This is a genomic window from Methylorubrum sp. GM97, assembly GCF_024347855.1.
Lineage (GTDB): Bacteria > Pseudomonadota > Alphaproteobacteria > Rhizobiales > Beijerinckiaceae > Methylobacterium > Methylobacterium extorquens.
This window is the reverse complement of sequence record NZ_AP025942.1, coordinates 3,178,909-3,198,953: the sequence shown is the minus strand read 5'-3', so window position 1 is coordinate 3,198,953 and position 20,045 is coordinate 3,178,909. Positions and strand designations below refer to the sequence as shown.

At 68.7% G+C, this 20,045-nt stretch carries 13 protein-coding genes and 5 pseudogenes; 3 read left to right on the top strand and 15 right to left on the bottom strand.

From position 1 onward, the window contains the following. Positions 1-113 precede the first annotated feature (113 nt). The gene (locus MSPGM_RS14775) at positions 114-1,100 is read left to right on the top strand and encodes a glycosyltransferase family 2 protein (RefSeq protein WP_004447591.1); all 987 of its coding nucleotides are present in this window, start codon (positions 114-116) and stop codon (positions 1,098-1,100) included. A 261-nt stretch (positions 1,101-1,361) separates the two neighbouring features. On the opposite strand, the pseudogene MSPGM_RS14770 reads toward MSPGM_RS14775, so the two are convergent. The 12 genes and pseudogenes from MSPGM_RS14770 to MSPGM_RS14720 form a co-directional block, all read right to left on the bottom strand. After that, positions 1,362-2,236: pseudogene (locus MSPGM_RS14770) on the bottom strand (outer membrane protein assembly factor BamD). Between the two features lie 165 nt (positions 2,237-2,401). Beyond that, positions 2,402-3,349: a UDP-3-O-acyl-N-acetylglucosamine deacetylase gene (gene lpxC / locus MSPGM_RS14765; RefSeq protein WP_004447585.1), complete on the bottom strand. Its 948-nt coding sequence runs from the start codon at positions 3,347-3,349 to the stop codon at positions 2,402-2,404. Positions 3,350-3,699: 350 nt separating this feature from the next. Next, a pseudogene (gene ftsZ / locus MSPGM_RS14760) lies at positions 3,700-5,456 on the bottom strand (cell division protein FtsZ). Between the two features lie 205 nt (positions 5,457-5,661). Continuing rightward, entirely contained in the window at positions 5,662-6,984 is a 1,323-nt protein-coding gene (gene ftsA, locus MSPGM_RS14755; RefSeq protein ID WP_003602496.1) for a cell division protein FtsA, read from the bottom strand. A gap of 62 nt (positions 6,985-7,046) precedes the next feature. Next, the gene (locus MSPGM_RS14750; protein ID WP_012753198.1) at positions 7,047-7,985 is read right to left on the bottom strand and encodes a cell division protein FtsQ/DivIB; all 939 of its coding nucleotides are present in this window, start codon (positions 7,983-7,985) and stop codon (positions 7,047-7,049) included. Then, a pseudogene (locus tag MSPGM_RS14745) lies at positions 7,952-8,874 on the bottom strand (D-alanine--D-alanine ligase). The gene MSPGM_RS14750 and the pseudogene MSPGM_RS14745 overlap by 34 nt, the downstream one beginning before the upstream one ends. 43 nt (positions 8,875-8,917) lie before the next feature. Further along, positions 8,918-9,847, bottom strand: coding sequence for a UDP-N-acetylmuramate dehydrogenase (gene murB / locus MSPGM_RS14740; RefSeq protein ID WP_003602500.1), 930 nt, complete (start codon positions 9,845-9,847; stop codon positions 8,918-8,920). A gap of 11 nt (positions 9,848-9,858) precedes the next feature. Beyond that, positions 9,859-10,040: pseudogene (locus tag MSPGM_RS25510) on the bottom strand (hypothetical protein); the annotation flags it as partial. Between the two features lie 66 nt (positions 10,041-10,106). Then, a pseudogene (locus MSPGM_RS25505) lies at positions 10,107-10,382 on the bottom strand (endonuclease domain-containing protein); the annotation flags it as partial. Between the two features lie 3 nt (positions 10,383-10,385). Then, on the bottom strand, positions 10,386-11,792 hold the full coding sequence (murC, locus tag MSPGM_RS14730) for a UDP-N-acetylmuramate--L-alanine ligase (protein WP_003602503.1): 1,407 nt from the start codon (positions 11,790-11,792) through the stop codon (positions 10,386-10,388). A 141-nt stretch (positions 11,793-11,933) separates the two neighbouring features. Continuing rightward, the gene (murG, locus tag MSPGM_RS14725; RefSeq protein WP_003602505.1) at positions 11,934-13,043 is read right to left on the bottom strand and encodes an undecaprenyldiphospho-muramoylpentapeptide beta-N-acetylglucosaminyltransferase; all 1,110 of its coding nucleotides are present in this window, start codon (positions 13,041-13,043) and stop codon (positions 11,934-11,936) included. Continuing rightward, positions 13,040-14,206 (bottom strand): FtsW/RodA/SpoVE family cell cycle protein, encoded by a 1,167-nt coding sequence (locus tag MSPGM_RS14720; RefSeq protein WP_003602507.1) that lies wholly within the window; start codon positions 14,204-14,206, stop codon positions 13,040-13,042. Before MSPGM_RS14720 ends, murG begins: the two co-directional genes overlap by 4 nt. A 263-nt stretch (positions 14,207-14,469) precedes the next feature. Between MSPGM_RS14720 and guaB the strand changes: the two genes are divergently transcribed. Beyond that, positions 14,470-15,960 carry an IMP dehydrogenase gene (gene guaB, locus MSPGM_RS14715; RefSeq protein ID WP_003602509.1) on the top strand — a complete coding sequence of 497 codons (1,491 nt, stop codon included), beginning with the start codon at positions 14,470-14,472 and terminating at the stop codon, positions 15,958-15,960. A 528-nt stretch (positions 15,961-16,488) separates the two neighbouring features. Here the strand turns inward: guaB and MSPGM_RS14710 are convergent. Both MSPGM_RS14710 and MSPGM_RS14705 read right to left on the bottom strand, forming a co-directional pair. Further along, positions 16,489-17,334 (bottom strand): hypothetical protein, encoded by an 846-nt coding sequence (locus tag MSPGM_RS14710; RefSeq protein WP_003602513.1) that lies wholly within the window; start codon positions 17,332-17,334, stop codon positions 16,489-16,491. A gap of 323 nt (positions 17,335-17,657) precedes the next feature. Continuing rightward, on the bottom strand, positions 17,658-18,542 hold the full coding sequence (locus MSPGM_RS14705; protein ID WP_003602514.1) for a hypothetical protein: 885 nt from the start codon (positions 18,540-18,542) through the stop codon (positions 17,658-17,660). Between the two features lie 206 nt (positions 18,543-18,748). Here MSPGM_RS14705 and panE point away from each other — a divergent pair, with 206 nt between their 5' ends. Further along, the gene (gene panE / locus MSPGM_RS14700; protein WP_003602516.1) at positions 18,749-19,687 is read left to right on the top strand and encodes a 2-dehydropantoate 2-reductase; all 939 of its coding nucleotides are present in this window, start codon (positions 18,749-18,751) and stop codon (positions 19,685-19,687) included. A 103-nt stretch (positions 19,688-19,790) separates the two neighbouring features. Here panE and MSPGM_RS14695 read toward each other — a convergent pair whose 3' ends face one another. Next, positions 19,791-19,976 (bottom strand): hypothetical protein, encoded by a 186-nt coding sequence (locus MSPGM_RS14695; RefSeq protein ID WP_043766282.1) that lies wholly within the window; start codon positions 19,974-19,976, stop codon positions 19,791-19,793. Between the last annotated feature and the right edge of the window lie 69 nt (positions 19,977-20,045).

Genomic DNA, 20,045 nt, shown 5'->3' with positions numbered 1-20,045 from the left:
AGAGGACTTCATCCGGAAAGTGCTGTGGGACCCGCGACCGACGATCGGCCGCGCGACGGCCCCGAGGCAGGCTGCTTCGTTCATCCGGCTGAAGGCGTCTGGAGAGCCATTGCATGCGTGTGGTCGCGGTGAGCCGGGTGCTCGATGAGGTCGATGTCATCGAGGCGTTCATTCGGCACGCGGCGGCCTTCGTCGATCATCACATCATTCTCGACAACGGCAGCCGGGACGGGACCGTCGAGATCGTCCGAAAACTCGCCGAAGAGGGGATTCCGCTCACGGTCTATCAGTCGCCGTCGATCTGCTTCTCCGAGCGCGACATGAACAACTGGCTCTACAACGAGGCGGTTGACCGGCACGATGCGGATTGGGTCGCCTGTCTCGACAGCGACGAGTTCTACGACGAGCGCCAGTTGCCGGGAGGATTGCGGAACTACCTCCAAGAGCTGGAAAACGCCGGCGGGAACGTCGTCGCCGTCCGGGTTCCCTGGGCTCATTACAACTATACGACCCGGGATGATGCAGGAGAAAACCTCGTCCCGCGCCGCATCACTCATCGCACGGAGATCGCCAGCGACGGCAAGATCATCGCGAGCTGGCGGCTGGCGAAGGAAAAGGGCCTCGTGCTGGAGGGGCAGCACAACGTGCATCTGCCGGAGGGCAGCCGCGGCACGGTGGTCGTCGAGCGGCGGCTCTGGATCGCACATTTCTCCGAGCGCAACGCGGCGCAGTACGTCACCAAATTCGTGAGAGGGTGGGCGAAGATCCTCACCGCCGGGCAAGCCTGCCAGGATCGGGGCTTCTCGGCGCATTACCGCGGACCGTTCGAGCTTCTCAGAGACCATCCCGAGACGTTGCTGAGGTCCGACGGGTTCCTCGGAAGAAAGAACGAGGACCGAAGCGCCATCCACGACCCAATGGATTACCGCGGCGGCCCCCTTCGCTACACGCCTCCGAACGATCCGGAGATGCAGTCGGTCCGAGCGCTCGTCGGATTCCTCTCGGAGGTGTGCACCCGCTACGGCGAACTCACCGACGCCCTGCCCGTGGCAAGGGCCTATTCCGAGCGAATCGAGCGGCGGATCAACCGGCTCATCTGAAGCGTGCTCGCCCGGCCCAAGGCTAGGCCAAGCCCGATCCGTCCGGCTTGTTGGAGTTGGCTCAATCTCCGACGCCGCCATCGCGAGCGGCCGCCAAGCGACCTGCGGTGCACCATCTCCGGACGGTGCGCGGATCGGATCGCGCCGGCTCCGCATCACGGAGACGACGGAGGGACGGAAACGAAAACAGCGCCCCGGATCTCGGATCCGGGACGCTGTTCGAAGGCTTCGCCTGTGTCGCGCAAGTGCTGTGAGGAGGCCCTACTCCGCAGCGGCGGTCCGCCCGATCACGCCGCGATAGATCTTGCTGATCCAGGAGGACTTCTCCTCCCGCGGCTCCAGGCCGCCGGTCTGCAGGAGCTTGTAGGCATCCTGGTACCAGGGGCTGTCGGGGAAGTTGTGGCCGAGCACGGCCGCGGCGGTCTGCGCCTCGCCGGTGAGGCCGAGCGCCATGTAGGCCTCGACCAGACGCTCCAGCGCCTCTTCGGCGTGGCGGGTCGTCTGGTACTTGCTGACCACGTCGCGGAAGCGGTTGATCGCCGCCGGGAAGGCGCGCTTCTCGAGGTAGAAGCGGCCGACTTCCATCTCCTTGCCGGCGAGCTGGTCGCGGGTGATCTGGATCTTGGCCTTGGCGTCGGCGGCGTATTCGGAGGTCGGGTACTTCTGCACCAGCTCCTGGAGGGCGATGAGGGCGCGCTCGGAGCGCTCCTGATCGCGGGTCACGTCCGGGATCTGCTTATATTGCGACATCGCCATCAGGTACTGGGCGTAGGCCGCGTCCTTGCTCGCCGGGTGGCGCTGGAGGTAGCGCTTCGAGGCGTTGATGGCGTCGTCGTACTTCGCGCCCTCGTAGTTCGCGTAGGCCGTCATCAGCAGCCCTTTCCGCGACCAATCGGAATAGGTGTACTGCTTGTCGAGCTGGTCGAACTGCTTGGCGGCGTTCTCGTAATCCCTGTCTTCCATCTTCGCCAAGCCCTCGCTGTAGAGCTTGTCCGCGGCGTATCCGGGATCGCCTCGGGCTTGTACTTTTCGGCGAAGAGGTTGGTCGGATCTAGGGCATCGCAGCCGCCGAGCCCGATGCCCAGGCTGAGGAGCACGGCCGCCATCGCGCCACGGGTCGGGAAGGTCACAGGCATCGCGGTCAATTTCCCTGTCAGGCCCGGCCGCTTGAGGAGCGGCGCGCGACCTACGCGCAGGCTTTTACGGTTGGCCGTCGATTCGGGCGTCAAAACGGCAGGGCGTAGGGAACCTTTAAGGTATTCCGCCTGCGACGTGGATCGAGGGCCGATGTGGCGTCCGGGTTACAGTTCGGCGGCGAAGGCGGCGAGCCCCAGGCCGGCACCGAAGTCGGCGCGGGCAGTCTCGCGGCGGGTGCCCTGGCCCTCGACGATGGCGTAGTTCGCGCGGTCGGCGAACAGCGCTTCGAGGATGCCGACATTCATGCGGTGGCCGCCGCAATAGGAGCGGTAGGCGCCCTGGAGCGGCAGGCCGGCGAGCGCGAGGTCGCCGACCGCGTCGAGGAACTTGTGACGGACGAACTCGTCCGCGAAGCGCAGGCCCTCCGGGTTGACGACGGCGGTCTCGCCGACGGCGACCGTGTTGTCGAGGGAGGCGCCGAGCGCGAAGCCCGCCTTCCAGTAGCGCTCCACGTCCTTCATCATGCCGAAGGTGCGGGCGGGGGCGATCTCGCGGCGGTAGGCGGCCGGGGTCAGGTCCATCGCCTTGCGCGAGCGGCCGATTACCGGGGATTCGAAGTCGATCTCCACGTCGAGGCGGAAGCCGCGGTCGATCGGGCGGAGTTCAGCGAACGCGCGGCCGGCCTCGATGCGAACGGGCTGGAGTACCTTGATCCAGCGGCGCGGCGCGCGGCAGAGGGCCAGGCCGACGCTGTCGATGGCCTGGACGAAGAGGCGGGCGCTGCCGTCGAGGATCGGCATCTCGGGGCCGTCGATCTCGACCAGAGCGTTGTCGACACCGAGCCCGTAGAGGGCCGACATCAGATGCTCGATGGTGGCGACGGCACCGGTCTCGACGTCACCGATGACGGTGCACAGCTCGGTGGCGGAGACGCAGGCGAAGTGGGCCTTGATGATCCGGTCGTTGCCGGTGGTCGTGCCCGTCCGGAGGAAGGCGATACCGTGGTTGGCTTTGGCGGGGTGGAGCGTGATCTCCGCCGGGTTGCCGGAGTGGACTCCGATTCCGGTCAGCGTCACGGACGTTTTGAGTGTTGTCTGTTGGTTCGTCCGCATACCTTAGCCCTCGGCCAGGATCCTTCCCGCGCACCCCGTTTCGGGGGGCGGTATGAGAAAGTCCGTCCGCTGCTTGAAGCCCCTGCGAGCGCTGGCAGTCGATTGACCGGCCGCGCCTTCTGTCGTTCCGGAAGCGTGTATAGCTGTGGCAATCAGGCCGGCCAAATCACGGATTCTTACGATCTGTTACAGCCACGGTTTCGCCACGATCTTTGAAAAGCATTTTCTGATCAGGGTCTTAACAAGTAGCTAAACCCGGAACCTTGCGGTTCCGGGTCTGTGGCCGAAATACCCCAATGAGGGTCGATGGAGGCCGAGTTGCCCCCATCGATCCACAGGCAAACCAGGTTTCAGTTCGCCTGACGGCGAAGGAAGGCCGGGATTTCGAGCTGGTCGTCTTCCATCATCCGCGGCGGCAGGGCACGGCCCTGCGCGTCGAGATTGCCCTGAGCGGGCGGTACTGCGGCGCCTGAGGCGCGGGCGCCCGCAGGGCCGGCTCGACGCGGGGCGCGGCGACCGGAGCCGGGGCGGCGGCGCGGGGCGCCGGCACCGGAGCGGCCTCAACTTCCTCGCGGCGACCGCCGAAACCGACCGTGGCGAGCCGGCGCAGCAGGGTCATGCGCTTGGAATCCTGGTTCGGCTCCGGCTGGGGCTCCTCGCCGCGGCTCTTGAGGATCTGCGCCTGGGTGTGGGGCGGCAGGTCCGAGATCTGCGGCATGCGCGGCGGGCGGGCGAGCTGCGGACGCGGCGGCACGTAGGGGCCGTTCGCGGCCTGGGCGGGCTCCTGGGCCTGGGCCGGGGCCGGCTGCTCGTAAGCCGGGACGGCGGCGCGGGCCGGGGCCTGGGTCAGCACGACATCGTGGTGGTGCATCGCCGGGGCGGGCTCGGCACGCATCGGCTCCGGCGCCACCGGCTCCGACAGCATGGCCCGCGGGCCGGCGTTCGGGGCGAGCAGCGGCTCGGGGCCGGGGCGGTGCGACGGCTGGTGGCCGTTCTGCTGCGCCGCCTGATGCGTCGAGGCGGGGCTCAGGGCGGCGGAGGCGCGGGCACGGGCCTCGGAGCGCAGACGCTCGGCGACCTCGGCGATGCGCTGCTCGGTCTGGGCGATTTCCGGGTTGTTCGGGGAATCGGCCGAGATCAGCGCCGGCTCGATGCCGGTGGCGACCACCGAGACGCGGATGATGCCGTCGAGGCTCTCGTCGAAGGTGGCGCCGAGGATGATGTTGGCGTCGGAATCGACCTCCTCGCGGATGCGGGTGGCGGCTTCGTCGAGTTCGTAGAGGGTGAGGTCGGAGCCGCCGGTGATCGAGATCAGCAGGCCGCGGGCGCCCTTCATCGACACGTCGTCGAGGAGCGGGTTGGCGATGGCCGCTTCCGCCGCGCGGTTGGCGCGGTTCTCGCCGGACGCCTCGCCGGTGCCCATCATCGCCTTGCCCATGCCGCGCATGATCGCGCGCACGTCGGCGAAGTCGAGGTTGATCAGGCCTTCCTTGACCATGAGGTCGGTGATGCAGGCGACGCCCGAGTAGAGCACCTGGTCGGCCATCGCGAAGGCGTCGGCGAAGGTGGTCTTCTCGTTGGCGACCCGGAACAGGTTCTGGTTCGGGATGACGATCAGGGTATCGACCGCCGCCTGAAGCTCCTGGATGCCGGCCTCGGCCGTGCGCATCCGGCGCATGCCCTCGAACTGGAACGGCTTCGTCACGACGCCGACCGTCAGGATGCCCATGTCACGCGCCGCGCGGGCGATGACCGGGGCCGCGCCGGTGCCGGTGCCACCGCCCATGCCGGCGGTGATGAAGGCCATGTGTGCGCCCGAGAGCTGATCGCGGATCTCGTCGATCACCTCTTCGGCGGCGGCCGAGCCGACCTCGGGGTGCGAGCCGGCGCCGAGGCCCTGCGTCACGCCGATGCCCATCTGGATCACGCGCTCGGCCTTCGAGGAGGTGAGCGCCTGGGCGTCGGTGTTGGCCACGACGAACTCGCAGCCGAGCAGCCCCGACTCGATCATGTTGTTGACGGCGTTACCGCCCGCGCCGCCGACGCCGAACACCGTGATGCGGGGCTTGAGTTCCCGGATGTCCGGAGCCTGAAGAGAGATGGCCATGTGGTCGAACCCTTCGTGACTTTCGATTGCCTGAACGACGCCTTGTGACGCCTGCCCTGTCTTGCTTGTCCCGCGCTGGCCTCGCGGCGGCGCGGGGTCGTTCTGTTGGAGCCGTTCCCCGTCCGGCAGGGTCGGGGACGCCTCCAAGTCGTTGTTTTATCGCGATGTCTTCACGCGAACCGGAAACCCGACGCGCGACATCGCTCTAGAAACTTTCCCGGATCCAGCGACCGACCCGCGAGAAGTAGCCGTCCGTTCCCGTGCCGGCGAAGGCGCCCTGCCCCCGCGGCTCGAAATGCTCCGCATGCGCCACCTGCGGGTAGACCAGCAGGCCGACCGAGGCCGAGAAGGCGGGCCCCTTGGCGGCTTCCGGCAGGCCGCGGATGCCGAGCGGGCGCCCGATCCGGACCTGTCCCTGAAGGATGCGGCGGGCCGTCTCCGGCATGCCGACGAGCTGGCTCGCGCCGCCCGTGAGCACCACCCGGCGACCGGCCTGGGCGCCGAAGCCCGCATTGCGCAGGCGGTCGCGCACCAGTTCGAGCACCTCCTCGACCCGCGGCTTGACGATGCGCACGAGTTGCGAGCGCGGCACGTGACCGGGCGCCTCGCCCTCGTCCTCGCCGACGCCGTGCACGGCGATCATGTCCCGCTCGTCGGAGGCCGTGGCGATGGCCGAGCCGTAGAGGGTCTTCAGCCGCTCGGCGACGGAGACACGGGTCGAGAGCCCTCGGGCGATGTCCATGGTGACGTGGTGGCCGCCGACCGCGACCGCGTCGCAATGGACGAGATGGCCGCCCATGAAGACGCCGACGCTGGTGGTGCCGCCGCCCATATCCACGACGGCGCAGCCGAGTTCGGCTTCGTCGTCCACGAGCGCCGAGAGGCCGGCGGCGTAGGGCGTGGCGATCACCGCATCAACGCCGAGATGGCAGTGCTCGACCGCCAGCATCAGGTTGCGCGCGGCGGCCGCCTCGGCGGTGACGACGTGGAGATCGACGCCGAGCGCGTTGCCGATCATGCCGGACGGGTCGATCACCGCGCCCTGCCCGTCCAGCGCGTAGCCGGTCGGCAGAGCGTGCAGCACCGCCCGGCCGGGGCTGACGCCGTGGGCGCTCGCGGTCTCCAGAACCCGCTCGACGTCGGAGCCGGTGACCGTGCCGGAGCGGACGTTCACCCGCGCCTCGAAATGCTGCGAGGCGATGCGCCCGCCGGAAATGTTGACGATGACCGACTGGACCTCGGCCTTGGCCATCCGCTCGGCGGCGTGGACCGCCTGACGGATCGCGCCCTCGGCGGCCTCCAGATCGACGATGGCGCCGCCCTTGAGCCCGAGCGAGCGCTGGTGGCCGATGCCGATGATGCGGGCGAGATGGGTGCGCCCGCGCAGCGTCGACATCGCCTCGGCCGGCTGCAGCTCGGCGATGAGGCAGACGACCTTGCTGGTGCCGATGTCGAGCACCGACATGGTCGCGCTCCGACGGGCGGAAAGCGGTTTCAGGCGCGGCGTGAGGCCGTGATGGGTCTGCATCGGACGCTACTCGGCGGATACGCGACAGGGCACGGAAGAGAGTGCGGCGGGGCGGAACGCGCTCATGTCGCGGTCCCCTTTTTCGGCTTCTTGCGGCTCTCCGCCCGGGCGGCCGCAGCCTCCTCGGTCAGGCGCACCACGACGCGGTCGGCCATGCGCAGGTCCACCGCGATGATGTCCTTCTCCAGAATCTTGCTCTCCCGCTCGAGCCGCACCAGCCGGGCGAGCGCCTCGGCGGGATCGGCCTCGGGCAGGCGGATGTCGACGCCGTCGAGCTTGAGCGTCCAGCGCCGGCCGGAGACGTAGGTGCCGGCGCGGATGCGCGATCCGAGCGGACCGGCCGCCTCGATCAGCGCGAGATATTCCTTGAGGCGCTCGTTGGCGCCCGCGCCGACGACGAGCGGCAGATTGACGTAGCGCTCGTCGCGCAGGTCATCGATCACCTTGCCGTCGGCGGCGATCACCTGGATCTCGCCGTTCTGCTGCCAGAGCGCGGCGGGCTCGCGTTCGACCTGATTGATGACGATCTCGTTGGGATAGAGCTTCCGCACGGAGGCGCTGGCGATCAGCTTCTCGGCGAGCAGGCGGTCGCGTACGCCATCGACGTCGAGGAACGGCACGGAGGAGCGCCAGTCGATACCGGCGGTGCTCAGCACCTCGCGCTCGTACATCCGCGACAGGCCGGTAATGGTCACCCGCTCGACGCCGAAGCCGGCGATCCGCGCGAGGATGTCGAGCGGCCGGCCATTCTCGGCGACGAAGCTATCGTAGCGCCCGCTCATGACGAAGCCGGTCAGCGCGACGGTGCCGGCAAGCCCGGCGACCAGCGCCGTGCCCGCGAGCCGCGGCACGCGTGCCTCGATCGGTACCGCCGGCCGGAGCCGACGTGCCGACGAGAACCGCCTGAGGATCTTCGGGAGCCGCAGCCCCGCAAGGATCCCGCCGCTGCCGGGGTTACCGGCTGCGTTCAGCGGTTGAGAGAAGCGTCCTCCACCATCCATCGGACGAGTTCACCGAAACTCTGGCCTGCGTGGGCCGCGATCTCCGGCACAAGGCTCGTCTGGGTCATCCCTGGCTGCGTGTTGACCTCGAGGACGACGAGAGCGCCGGTTCCACCCGGCGTGTCGTCGTAACGAAGGTCGGCACGGCTGACGCCACGACATCCCAGTGCTTGATGCGCCGTTAACGCCAACTCTTGGACACGCTGGTAAATATTTAGTTTAAGATCCGCGGGGAGGACGTGGATCGACCCCCTCCGGCGTACTTCGCATCGAAGTCGTACCACTCCCCCGAGACGGGCTTGATCTCGGTCACTCCGAGGGCCCGGTCGCCCAGCACCGCGCAGGTCAGCTCGCGGCCCGCAACGTAAGTCTCTGCAAGGACTTCCTCGCCGTAGACCCACTCGTCGGAGGCGAGAATCTGGGGCGGGTGCGAGCGCTCGTCACGCACGATGATGACCCCCATGGAGGAGCCCTCGGCGATCGGCTTCACGACATAGGGAGGGGTTAACGGGTGTGACTTCGCCGCATCATGACGGTTAACGACCCGGCCCTCCGGAACGCTCACACCGGCCGCGCGCATGACCGTTTTGGCACGTTCCTTGTGCATGGCGAGCGCCGAGGCCAGCACGCCGGAATGGGTGTAGGGGATCTTCAGGATCTCCAGGAGGCCCTGGATCGTGCCGTCCTCGCCGGCTGGGCCGTGGAGCGCGTTGAGCGCCGCGTCGGGCCGCAGCTCGGTCAGCACCGTCGCGATGTCAGGCCCGACATCGACGCGGGTGACGCGATACCCCTCCCCTTCCAGCGCCTCGGCGCAGGCATTGCCGGAGCGGAGCGAGATTTCCCGCTCGGAAGACCAGCCGCCCATGAGGACGGCGACGTGCTTGGACATGGTGGGGCTCCGTAGGCGAAGGTCGGTTCCGGGGGCAGAGCGATCAGGCGGGCGAGGCCTCGACGCCGATGCGCTTGATCTCCCAGTGCAGCTCGAAGCCCGAATGCTCGCGCACCCGGCGGCGCACCTCCTCGCCGAGCCCTTCGATGTCGGCCGCGGTGGCGCCGCCGCGGTTGATCAGGAAGTTGCAGTGCATCTCGGAGACCTGGGCTCCGCCCCGGATCAATCCGCGGCAGCCGGCGGCGTCGATGAGCTGCCAGGCCTTGCCGCCCTCCGGGTTCTTGAAGGTCGAGCCGCCGGTGCGCTCGCGGATCGGCTGGGCGGCCTCGCGGGCGGCGGTCACCCGGTCCATCTCCGCCTCGATCGCCTCGCGGTTGCCGGGGCGACCGCGGAAGGTCGCGCCCGTGAAGATCACGTCGTCCGGCGCCGAGGAGTGGCGATAGCGGAACCCCATCTCGGCATGGCTGAAGCGGCGGACCTCGCCCTTCCGGTCGATGCCGCGGACCTCGACCAGCACGTCGGTGGTCTCGCCGCCATGCGCTCCGGCATTCATTCGCAGCGCGCCACCGACGGAGCCGGGGATGCCGCGGAAGAAGGCGAGCCCGTCGAGGCTGGCTTCCGCCGCCGCCTTAGCGAGCCGCATGTCGGGCACGGCCGTGCCGGAGCGGATCGTCTCGCCGTCGATCTCGACCGAGCCGAAGGCCTTGCCGCCGAGCCGGATCGTCACGCCGGGAATGCCGCCGTCGCGCACGATCAGGTTCGAGCCAAGCCCGATCACCGTGACCGGCACGGCTGGATCGAGGGCGGCGAGGAAGGCGGACAGATCTGCCTCGTCGGCCGGGCTGAACAGCACCTGCGCCGGTCCGCCGACGCGGAACCACGTCAGGTCGGCGAGCGACTGATTTTCAAGGAGGCGGCCGCGAAGATCGGGCGCGGCGGCGCGGATCGCGTCGATGAGGGAGTGCTCGGTCATATCCGTTTCCCCCCTCTCCCCGCAGGCGGGGAGAGGGCTTTGCCGACCTCGTCGTCGGCAAAGCGAGGCGGCAGCCGAGGGTGAGGGGCGGATCAGGAGGAGGCTCCGCTTGAGAAGCCCCCTCACCATCGCCCTGCGGGCTCGTCGCGCCGACGACGAGGTCGTCGCGACCCTCTCCCCGCGGGCGGGGAGAGGGGGGAAGCGCGGCGAGGATCGTGTCGAGCACACCAAGGGTATTGCTCATGACCTCGGCATTCCAGAAGCGCAAGACTCGGTAGCCGCGCTCGACCAACCACGCATCTCTTGCGGCGTCATAGGCACTGTCTGCATGCTGGCTGCCGTCGGGCTCGACGATCAGCCTCGCCTCGCGGCAGCAGAAATCCGCCACGTAGGAGCCGATGCTCTCCTGCCGGACGAACTTGAATCCGGCGAGACGACGGTCGCGGAAACGAAGCCAGAGGCGGCGTTCGGCCTCGGTCTGGTCGTGCCGAAGCCGTTTGCGAAACTGACTCCGCTCGTCGTCCGCGGAGCGCACATCTCACCCCTGCAAAGCCGCCAGCTCTCCCGGTAGCGCGTAGGCCCACTGGGTGATCGTGCCGGCGCCGAGGCACACGACGTAGTCGTTCGAACCGGCGCGGCCGGCGACGAGGCGGGCCAGATCCTCCGGGCGCTCAAGGGCAACGGCGTCGCGGTGGCCGCGGGCCTTGAGGCCGGCAATCAGCGAATCGCGGTCGATGCCCTCGATCGGCGCCTCGCCCGCCGCGTAGACGGGGGCGACGATCACCGTGTCGGCGTCGTTGAAGCAGGTGCAGAAATCCTCGAACAGCGACTGAAGCCGGGTGTAGCGGTGGGGCTGCACGATGGCGATGACCCGCCCGTCGGTCGAGGCGCGGGCCGCGCGCAGCACCGCCTGGATCTCCACCGGGTGGTGGCCGTAATCGTCGAAGATCGTCGCGCCGTTCCACTCGCCCGTGCGGGTGAAGCGGCGCTTGACGCCGCCAAAGCCCGCCAAAGCCTTGCGGATCGCATCCGACGGCACGCCGAGTTCATGGGCCACCGCCAGAGCCGCGGTGGCGTTGAGCGCGTTGTGACGGCCGGGCATCGGCAGGACGAGATCCTCGATCTCCATGCGGAAGCCGGGGCGGCGATCGCGGATCATCACCCGGAAGCGGCTCTGGCCGCCCTTCAGGTCGATGTCGATGAGGCGCACGTCGGCCTGCGGGTTCTCGCCGTAGGTGATGATGCGCCGGTCCTCGATATGGCCGACCAGATCCTGCACGATCGGGTGATCGATGCACATCACGGCAAAGCCATAGAACGGGATGTTGTCGATGAAGCGCCGGAACGCGTCCTTGATCGCCTCGAACGAGCCGAAATGGTCGAGATGTTCGGGGTCGATGTTGGTGACGATGGCGACATCCGCCGGCAGCTTGAGGAAGGTGCCGTCGGATTCGTCGGCCTCGACCACCATCCAGTCGCCGGCACCCATGCGGGCATTGGTGCCGTAGGCGTTGATGATGCCGCCATTGATGACGGTGGGGTCGAGGTTGCCGGCGTCGAGCAGGGTGGCGACGAGCGAGGTCGTCGTGGTCTTGCCGTGGGTGCCGGCCACCGCGACGCAGGACTTGAAGCGCATCAGCTCGGCCAGCATCTCGGCGCGGCGCACCACCGGCAGGCGGCGCTCGCGGGCCTCGATCAGCTCCGGGTTGTCGCGGCGGATCGCGGTGGAGACCACGACGAGCGCCGCGTTCTCGACGTTCTCGGCCCGGTGGCCGACGAAGGTGCGGATGCCGTTCTCGGCCAGCCGGCGGACATTGGCGTTGTCGTTCGCGTCCGAGCCCTGCACCGTATAGCCGAGATTGGCCATGACCTCGGCGATGCCGGACATGCCGATGCCGCCGATGCCGATGAAGTGGATGGGGCCGAGCTTTTCGGGCAGCTTCATATCGAAAACCTTTTGAGTCCGGGGCGCTGACGAGCCCCGGCCGTCTCGTTCCGGAATCCGACGATCACGGATCGTCGAACTCCGCGCGTGCGGGGCGACCGTCGGCCGGACGCGGCAAGCCGTTCGGGCTTGCCGCTAATTTCAGGTCGCGGCCGCCGTCTCGGCGACGAGCGCGGCGAGGCGGTCGGCCGCGTCGAGGATGCGGGCGGTTTTGGCCGCAGCGGCGGCCTGGGTCAATTTCCGCGGCGCTTCGAACAAATCCACCAGCTCGGCGGCGAGCCGATCGGGGGTGAAGGCGCTCTGCGGAATCGAGAGCGCGGCGCCGATCTGGGCCAGCGTCGCGGCGTTGGCCGCCTGATCCTGATCCAGCGCTCCGGGCAGCGGCACGAGGATGGCGGGCCGGCCGATGGCGGCGAGTTCGGAGACCGTCGAGGCGCCGGAGCGCGCCACCACGAGATGGGCGCTCGCCATGCGGCCAGGCAGATCCTTGAAGAAGGGGGCCGCCTCGATCCCGCCGAGCCCCATGGCGAGGTAGCGATTCTGCGTCGCGGTCAGATCCTCGGGCCGCGCCTGCTGCACGAGGTGGAGGCGGGCGCGAAGGTCTTGCGGCAACTTTTCAATCGCCGCCGGCACGACCTCGCTCATCACGCGGGCGCCCTGGCTGCCGCCGAACACGAGGAGCCGGAGCGGCGCCTCCGCGTCGAGGGACGGATAGGGCGTCTCGGCCACGGCCAGCACCGCGGGGCGGATCGGGTTGCCGGTATGGACGCGGCGCGCGGTCGCCTTCTCGGGCACGCCGCGCACCTCCTTGAAACCGGTGGCGATGACGCGCGCGCCCTTGGCGAGGAAACCGTTGGCCCGGCCCATCACCGCGTTCTGCTCGTGCAGGATGGTCGGGACCCGCAGCAACTGCGCCGCCAGCATCGGCGGCACGGTCGGGTAGCCGCCAAAGCCGACGACCGCCGCCGGGTTGAGCCGCCTCACGGCGCGGGCGGCCTGACCGAAGCCCCGGCCGAGGGTGACGACGGCGCCGGCCCGGCGCAGCACCGAGCGGCCCGAGGGCGTGGCCGAGGCAATGGTGACGATCTCTTCCGCCGGGAAATCGCCCGCGATCGAATCGACGCGGGCATCGGTGGCGAGCGCGACGCGAATCCCGCGATCTTTCAGGGCGTAGGCAAGGCTCTGGGCCGGGAACAGGTGACCGCCGGTACCACCGGCGCAGACGAGAACCAGGGGGGTGAAGACGGTCACTGCATCAGTCCCGGAACGGCCGAGGGCATGGTGCCGGGCGGGCGCTGGTTGACGGCCGTGGTGCGCGGGCGCTTGCGGGTGAGGGCCACGAGGAAGCCCATGCCGAGCGCAAGCGAGATCAGCGAGGAGCCGCCGTAGGAGACGAACGGCAGCGTCATACCCTTGGCCGGCATGAGCTGCGTGTTCACCGCCATGTTGATGCAGGCCTGCAGGCCGAAGAGCGTCGTCAGACCGGTAATGGCGAGCCTCGTGAAGGTGTCGTCGGTGCGGCGCGCGAGTTTCAGACCGCGGATGACGATGTAGGCGAAGAGTGCCACGAGGCCCAGGCAAACCAGCACGCCGAATTCCTCGCCGGTCACCGAGAAGATGAAATCGGTATGCGCGTCGGGCAGGTGGCGCTTGGCCACGCCCTCGCCGGGGCCGGTGCCGAACCAGCCGCCGGAATTGAACGATTCGCGCGACCAGACCTCCTGGAAGCTGTCGCCTGATTCGGGATCCATGAAGCGGTTGATGCGCTCGCGGACGTGGTGGAGGAAGGTGTAGGCGGTGAAGACGCCGACGATGCCGGCAAATCCGAGGCCCGCCACCCAGAACCAGTGCAGCCCGGCGACGAAGAACAGGGTGCACCACACCATCGTGATCAGCATGGTCTGGCCGAAATCGGGCTGGAGGATCAGCGGCACGATGGTCATCGGCAGAAGCATGAAGGCGAAGATGACGCCGGGCATGTCGCGGCGATTGGCGCCTTCCGAGAAGGCCCAAGCGGTGACGACCACGAAGGCGGGCTTCACGAATTCCGACGGCTGGAGGCCGAAGGAGCCGAACTGGATCCAGCGATGCGCGCCCTTGATCTCGGGGCCGAACTTGCCGGCCAGGATGCAGAGCACCACGCCGAGCAGCCACGTCACCAGGGCGAAGCGGCGGATGTGGCGCACCGACAGGAACGACACGGCGATGATGAGCAGGACGGTGGGGGCGAGATACATCGCCTGCCGGTTGAGGAAGTAGAAGGTCGGCAGGCCGATGCGTTCGGCCACCGGCGGTCCGCCGCCCATCAGGAAGACGAGACCGGCCACCATCAGGCAGCCGAGGCCCGCAAGCAGGCCGCGATCGACCGTCCACCACCAATCCGCGAGGGGGCTGCGTTCGGCGCGCGACATCATGGCGAGGGGCTCGTCTCCAGCCGGCCGGTCCCGCGAAGAGACGCGGATGGCCAGCCCGAATGGTGGAACGTAAGGGTTAATGGTGTCTTGCGGTTCGCAACGAGATCGGCCGGGCGTTGCCGATTGCCGGTCAGCCATGCACCGCGAATGGATGCGGCGGCTTTGCGTGCGCGGGGCGCCCATGATACTGGCCCCTGCCAACCCGATCCCGCTGGCCGCGACCTTCCGGCCCGGCGCAACACTCGTCTCCGGAGTTGGTTTCCATGGCCCGTATCAGCGCTGACTCGATCATCGAGGGCCTGACCTTCGACGACGTGCTGCTGCGCCCCGCCGCCTCTTCGGTGATGCCGGGCGAGGTCGATATCGCCAGCCGCCTCACCCGCACGATCCGGCTCAACATGCCGATCATCGCCTCGGCGATGGACACCGTGACCGAGGCGCCGATGGCCATCGCCATGGCGCAGAACGGCGGTCTCGGTGTCATCCACCGCAATCTCGAGCCGGCCGAGCAGGCCGAGCAGGTCCGCCTCGTCAAGAAGTACGAGTCGGGCATGGTGCTCAACCCGATCACCATCCACCCCGACGAGACCCTCGCCGACGCCTTCGAGGTGATGAAGCGGAACCGGATCTCCGGCATCCCGGTGGTCGAGCGCGGCCCCAACGGCTCGCGCGGCAAGCTCGTCGGCATTCTGACCAACCGCGACGTGCGCTTCGCGACCAATGCCGGCCAGCCCGTGGCCGAGCTCATGACCCGCGACCGGCTCATCACCGTGCGCGAGGGCGTGACGCAGGACGAGGCCAAGCGGCTGCTGCACCAATTCCGCATCGAGAAGCTGCTCGTGGTCGATGACCACTACCGCTGCATCGGCCTCATCACCGTCAAGGACATCGAGAAGCAGGTCACCTATCCCAACGCCGTCAAGGACGAGCAGGGCCGGTTGCGGGTCGCGGCGGCGACCACCACGGGCGATGCCGGCTTCGAGCGTGCCGAGCGCCTGATCGATGCGGGCTGCGACGTGGTCGTGGTCGACACCGCCCACGGCCATTCCCGCAAGGTGCTCGACAGCGTCGCCCGGGTGAAGCAGCTCTCCAACGCCGTGCAGATCATCGCCGGCAACGTCGCCACCGCCGAGGGCGCCCGCGCCCTGATCGATGCCGGTGCCGACGCGATCAAGGTCGGAATCGGACCGGGCTCGATCTGCACCACCCGCATCGTCGCCGGTGTCGGCGTGCCCCAGCTCACGGCGCTCATGGAAGCGGTCGAGGCGGCGCACGGCGCCGACGTGCCGGTAATCGCCGATGGCGGCATCAAGTTCTCGGGCGATCTCGCCAAGGCGATCGCGGCCGGTGCCTCGGTGGCGATGCTGGGCTCGCTGCTGGCGGGCACCGACGAGGCGCCGGGCGAGGTGTTCCTCTACCAGGGCCGTTCCTACAAGAGCTACCGCGGCATGGGTTCGGTCGGCGCGATGGCGCGCGGCTCGGCCGACCGCTACTTCCAGGCCGAGGTCAACGACACCCACAAGCTCGTGCCCGAGGGGATCGAAGGTCAGGTGCCCTACAAGGGTCCGGTCGCGGCGGTGCTGCACCAGCTCGCCGGGGGCCTGCGCGCGGCGATGGGCTATGTCGGCGCCCCGACGGTGCCGGAGTTCCAGGAGCGAGCGCAGTTCGTGCGCATCACCAATGCCGGCCTGCGCGAGAGCCACGTCCACGACGTGACGATCACCCGCGAGAGCCCGAACTATCCCAGCCGCTGATGACGGGGCCGCGCGGTTCCATTGGGGAATTGCGCGGCGCTGGATTCAGCGTGCCTCACGAAACGCCCGATCAGCGATCGTCTCCGTTCCGGGCACGGCGGCGCATCGGGCGTCTCGTGAGAGACATTCAGAGCCAGATCAGGCTCGCGATCAGGGTCAGACATTCCAGGAAGACCAGCACGCAGAGCGTGGCGGCGACGGCGCGGTCCTGCGCTGCCGTCGGGTCCGGAGAACGGATGCGCCCCATGGTCGGTCTCCGCGAGACAACAAGCGTAGGGCAATCCAGGGTTTGGCGTTTTAATAAAGATCAATCTTGGCCGTGAAAGTCTCGCTGGCCGCAAAAAGTCTCCGCTGGCCTGGGGGTGGCCGCGGAGAGAAGTCTTGGGAGGAATGCATCGAGCCGCGAGGGTTCGCCGACGCTCCGGAACTCGAGCGGCGACTTCGGCTGGTGCAACCGAAGCCTCTCACAACCGGATCTGCACGCTCAATGATGTAGATCAAACCGCGCGAATTCGCTTCGACAACACGCTACGGTTTCACGGTCGAGACCGCCGGGGCGGCTTCCGCTTGCTGGTCGATCACCGTCGCGAACTCGTCCGGACTCAAGGTGATGAACCGGCGCAAAGCCTCCTGAAACTCCGCATCCTTGTCGGCGGTGGGGCAGGCAAAGCCGCGGGACTGCGTGACCTGCGCCCGCATCGCCGCCTCGTAGGGCGCCATTTCGGGCTGGAGCGCGGACATCTTCGTATCGACGGCGGCGCGCTGCGCATCGGTTGCCGTCACGCTGCAAGACCGCAGCACACCCTGCAGGGCCAGCCCCACCGTATAGGTGGCCATCCGTGCCCGAGGCGGCAGCGGCGGTGCGGCGGCGACCGCTGGCCCGTTCGAAGGGGCCGCGGCGCAGCGTCGCAGGGCGGCGACAGCGGCGGCGAGATCGGGAGCCACGAGCGGCTTATCGCCGTCCGCGAAACGCAGGGACAGCGTCCGCGCGTCCAGCAGGGCCAGCACGATCGTCTCCGGAAGCGCCGTGCGCAGGATTTGGCCATCGCCGGTCCAGATCAATGTCGCGCCGGCCGGCTTCCCATCGAGCAGTATCGGCACGCTGAACCGGTCGCCCGCCGAGAAGTCCCAGTTCCGGTCGGCGACCGCCAGGGTGAGCCCGCCCCGATCGATCGAGACGATCACGACGCCGGCGAGTTCGCCCTGCGCGTCCTTCTCGGTGTGGGTCATCCGGCAGGCGGGGGAACCGGTTTCGCTGCCGCGGCGCTCCACCGTCCAGCCGCGCACGGTCTCGAACGGCGCGCGGTCCGCGGCGGCGAGCGGGCCGCCGAGGAGCGTCGCCAGCATCGCTGCCGTGACGGGTGAGAGGCGCACGCGAACACTCCCGCGGGGACGGCCGGCCCCCGCCGCCCGCGGAATGCGGGATGGCCAGCCGGCCTGGGAAGCCTAGCCGCAGCCCGCCGGCGCAACCAGCCTCGAAGCCGGCGTCTCTCACAGCGTTTTATGGGCAGAGGCGAAGACGGTCTTCGTCCGACCCGCGGGCTCGGCACGCCGTCGCGCCGAACCCCGGACGGTATTTGCGGTCGCGAAACCTCATGCCAAATCCGGTCGATCCTTTCGGGATCGCGGATTTGGCTTGGCACATCTGCTGCGCAGACTGAGTAATACAGTCCCGCTTCGATCGAGTGGCAACCGACTTACAGCTTCGAATCGGACGGGGTATTCGGGCTCTTCTCCGGCGCGGGCTGCTCTTCCAGGGCGGCGACCAAGTCTTCGGGGCTCAGCTCGACGAACTTCCGCAGGATCTCCTGGAAGTCCGCCTGCTTGTCCGCCGCGGGGCAGGACTCGCCGTTGCGCTTCAATTCGCTGCGCACCTGCGCTTCGAGCGGTGCCATCTCCGGCTGGAGCGCGGCCATCCTCGCTTCCACCCCGGCGCGCTGCTTGCCGGTGGAGGGGACGTCGCAATCCTTCAGCACGCGCTGCACGGACACCCCGATCACGTAGGCCGCGATTCGCTGCTGCGACGGCGCGGGGGGCCCGACGGGGGCAGCCTGCGGTGCCGCAACCGCGGCGGGTTTGGCCGGCGTGGCATCGCAGCGCCGCAGGGACTCGTAGCCCGCCGCGAAATCCGGGATTCGGAAATCGGCGTCGCTGTCCTCGAAGCGCAGGATTACGGTCTTGGCCGCGAGCAGATCGGGAACGACGCTGTCCGGCAGCTGGGTGCGCAGGGTCTTCCCGTCGCCGATCCAGGTCGTCTTCACCTTGATCGGCTTCTTGTCGAGGAACAGCGGCACCTTGACCGACTGCTCCTTGTCGAAGTCCCAGCCCTGATAGACCAGCACCATGACGGCCGTGGAATCCCGAAGAGCGAAGACGACGGCATTGGCAGCGTTGTTGTCGTCCTTGTCCTCGTAGGCGTGGGTCATGATGCAAGGATTGGCACTGGTATCGCCGACCGTCCGCTCGACTTCCCAACCCTTCACGACTTCGAACGGCTGGCGTTCCGCGGCCGAGACGGGTTGTGCGAAGAGGCCAGGAAGTAGTCCGGCCGCCAGGACGGCGAGGGTCGGCAGGGTGCGCATGATTGAAATCCGCAAAAGCCAGCAATCGCCGGTGCGGAATGCAGGGGCCGTCTGGTGGACTCAAGCTTTGCCGCGGGATCGTTACGATTCCTTCGTGGCGCGCGGCACGCCGACGTCTCGAAAATCACCAGCCGCATCCCGTTTTCGGCGGGGTGCGGGCGGCGAGGCTTCGGCGTATGTGAGGACGCAACAGGAAAGGGAGGACGATGCGGATTCTCGTGGTCGGAGCCGGCGCGACGGGCGGCTATTTCGGGGCGCGGCTCGTGGAGGCCGGGCGGGACGTGACGTTTCTGGTGCGCCCGGCGCGCGCGGAAAAGCTGGTGGCGCGGGGCCTCTCGGTCCGTAGCCCGGTCGGCGACATCCGCATCGATGCGCCGAAGACCGTGACGGCGGACGCGCTCGCCGGGGCCGGGCCGTTCGACCTCGTCCTCCTCTCCGCCAAGGCCTACGACCTCGACTCGGTGGTCGCGGACGTGGCGCCGGCCGTCGGACCCGGCACGGCGGTGCTTCCGATCCTCAACGGCCTGCGCCATCTCGACGTGCTGGATCAGGCGTTCGGCGCCGACCGGGTGCTGGGGGGAAGCTGCGCCATCGTCGCGACGCTGACGGGTGACGGCGAGATCCGGCAGATGACCGATCTGCACACGCTCACCTACGGCGAGCGCGACGGGACGCGCTCCGAGCGGATCGCACGCATCGAGGCGCAGATGGAGGGCGTGCGCTTCCAGCCGCGGGCCAGCGACAAGATCCTGCTGGAGATGTGGGAGAAGTGGGTCTTCCTCGCGACGCTCGCGGGATCGACGACCCTGATGCGCTCGGCGCTCGGCGACATCGTCGCGGCGCCCGGCGGCCGGGCCTTCATCGAGGCGCTCCACGACGAGTGCCAGGCGGTGGCCGGCGCCAACGGGAACGCCGCCCGCGAGAAGGTCTTTGCCGGCGCCCGCAAGATGCTGACGGCGGAGGGCTCGGCGATGACCGCTTCAATGCTGCGCGACATCGAGGGCGGCGCCCGCATCGAGGCCGACCACATCATCGGCGACCTGATCGCGCGCGGACAGTCAAAGGGCGTCGAGACGCCGGTGCTCGCCCGGGTGCTCACGCACCTCAAGGCCTACGAGCACCGGCGCGCCCGCGAGGCGGCCTAACTGTCTCTCACGAAATTCCCGCTGCGCCGTCCTCGCCAAGGCGGGAACGGCCAGGGATCGGGAGTTTTGTGAGGCACTCGAGCCGCCCCGCTCGCGCCGGTCGTCAGTAGCGGCCCGGCGGCGGGGGCGGGCTGCCGTATTCGAGCTGCGTCTTGGCGTCGGGCCGGCGGGCGGGCGGCGGCACCGGATCGAGGCTGGGTGCGGCCGGCGCGGTGGAGCAGGCGGCAAGCGTGAGTGCGAGCAGGCTCGCGCACACCAAGGGCTTCAAACTCAGGCTTACGGACGGCATCCGAAGGGTCCTTTCCTCACTTGTCCTTGACGGACAGGGCCATCGTGCCGTTCTGAACGTCCAAAGTGC

Coding starts and splice junctions, on each gene's coding strand:
- murB (WP_003602500.1), bottom strand. CDS start 9,847: ATGACCGAGCACTCCCTCATCGACGCGATCCGCGCCGCCGCGCCCGAT.
- MSPGM_RS14775 (WP_004447591.1), top strand. CDS start 114: ATGCGTGTGGTCGCGGTGAGCCGGGTGCTCGATGAGGTCGATGTCATC.
- MSPGM_RS14695 (WP_043766282.1), bottom strand. CDS start 19,976: ATGCCGTCCGTAAGCCTGAGTTTGAAGCCCTTGGTGTGCGCGAGCCTG.
- panE (WP_003602516.1), top strand. CDS start 18,749: ATGCGGATTCTCGTGGTCGGAGCCGGCGCGACGGGCGGCTATTTCGGG.
- MSPGM_RS14720 (WP_003602507.1), bottom strand. CDS start 14,206: ATGATGTCGCGCGCCGAACGCAGCCCCCTCGCGGATTGGTGGTGGACG.
- ftsA (WP_003602496.1), bottom strand. CDS start 6,984: ATGCAGACCCATCACGGCCTCACGCCGCGCCTGAAACCGCTTTCCGCC.
- MSPGM_RS14705 (WP_003602514.1), bottom strand. CDS start 18,542: ATGCGCACCCTGCCGACCCTCGCCGTCCTGGCGGCCGGACTACTTCCT.
- murC (WP_003602503.1), bottom strand. CDS start 11,792: ATGAAGCTGCCCGAAAAGCTCGGCCCCATCCACTTCATCGGCATCGGC.
- lpxC (WP_004447585.1), bottom strand. CDS start 3,349: ATGCGGACGAACCAACAGACAACACTCAAAACGTCCGTGACGCTGACC.
- MSPGM_RS14750 (WP_012753198.1), bottom strand. CDS start 7,985: ATGGATGGTGGAGGACGCTTCTCTCAACCGCTGAACGCAGCCGGTAAC.
- guaB (WP_003602509.1), top strand. CDS start 14,470: ATGGCCCGTATCAGCGCTGACTCGATCATCGAGGGCCTGACCTTCGAC.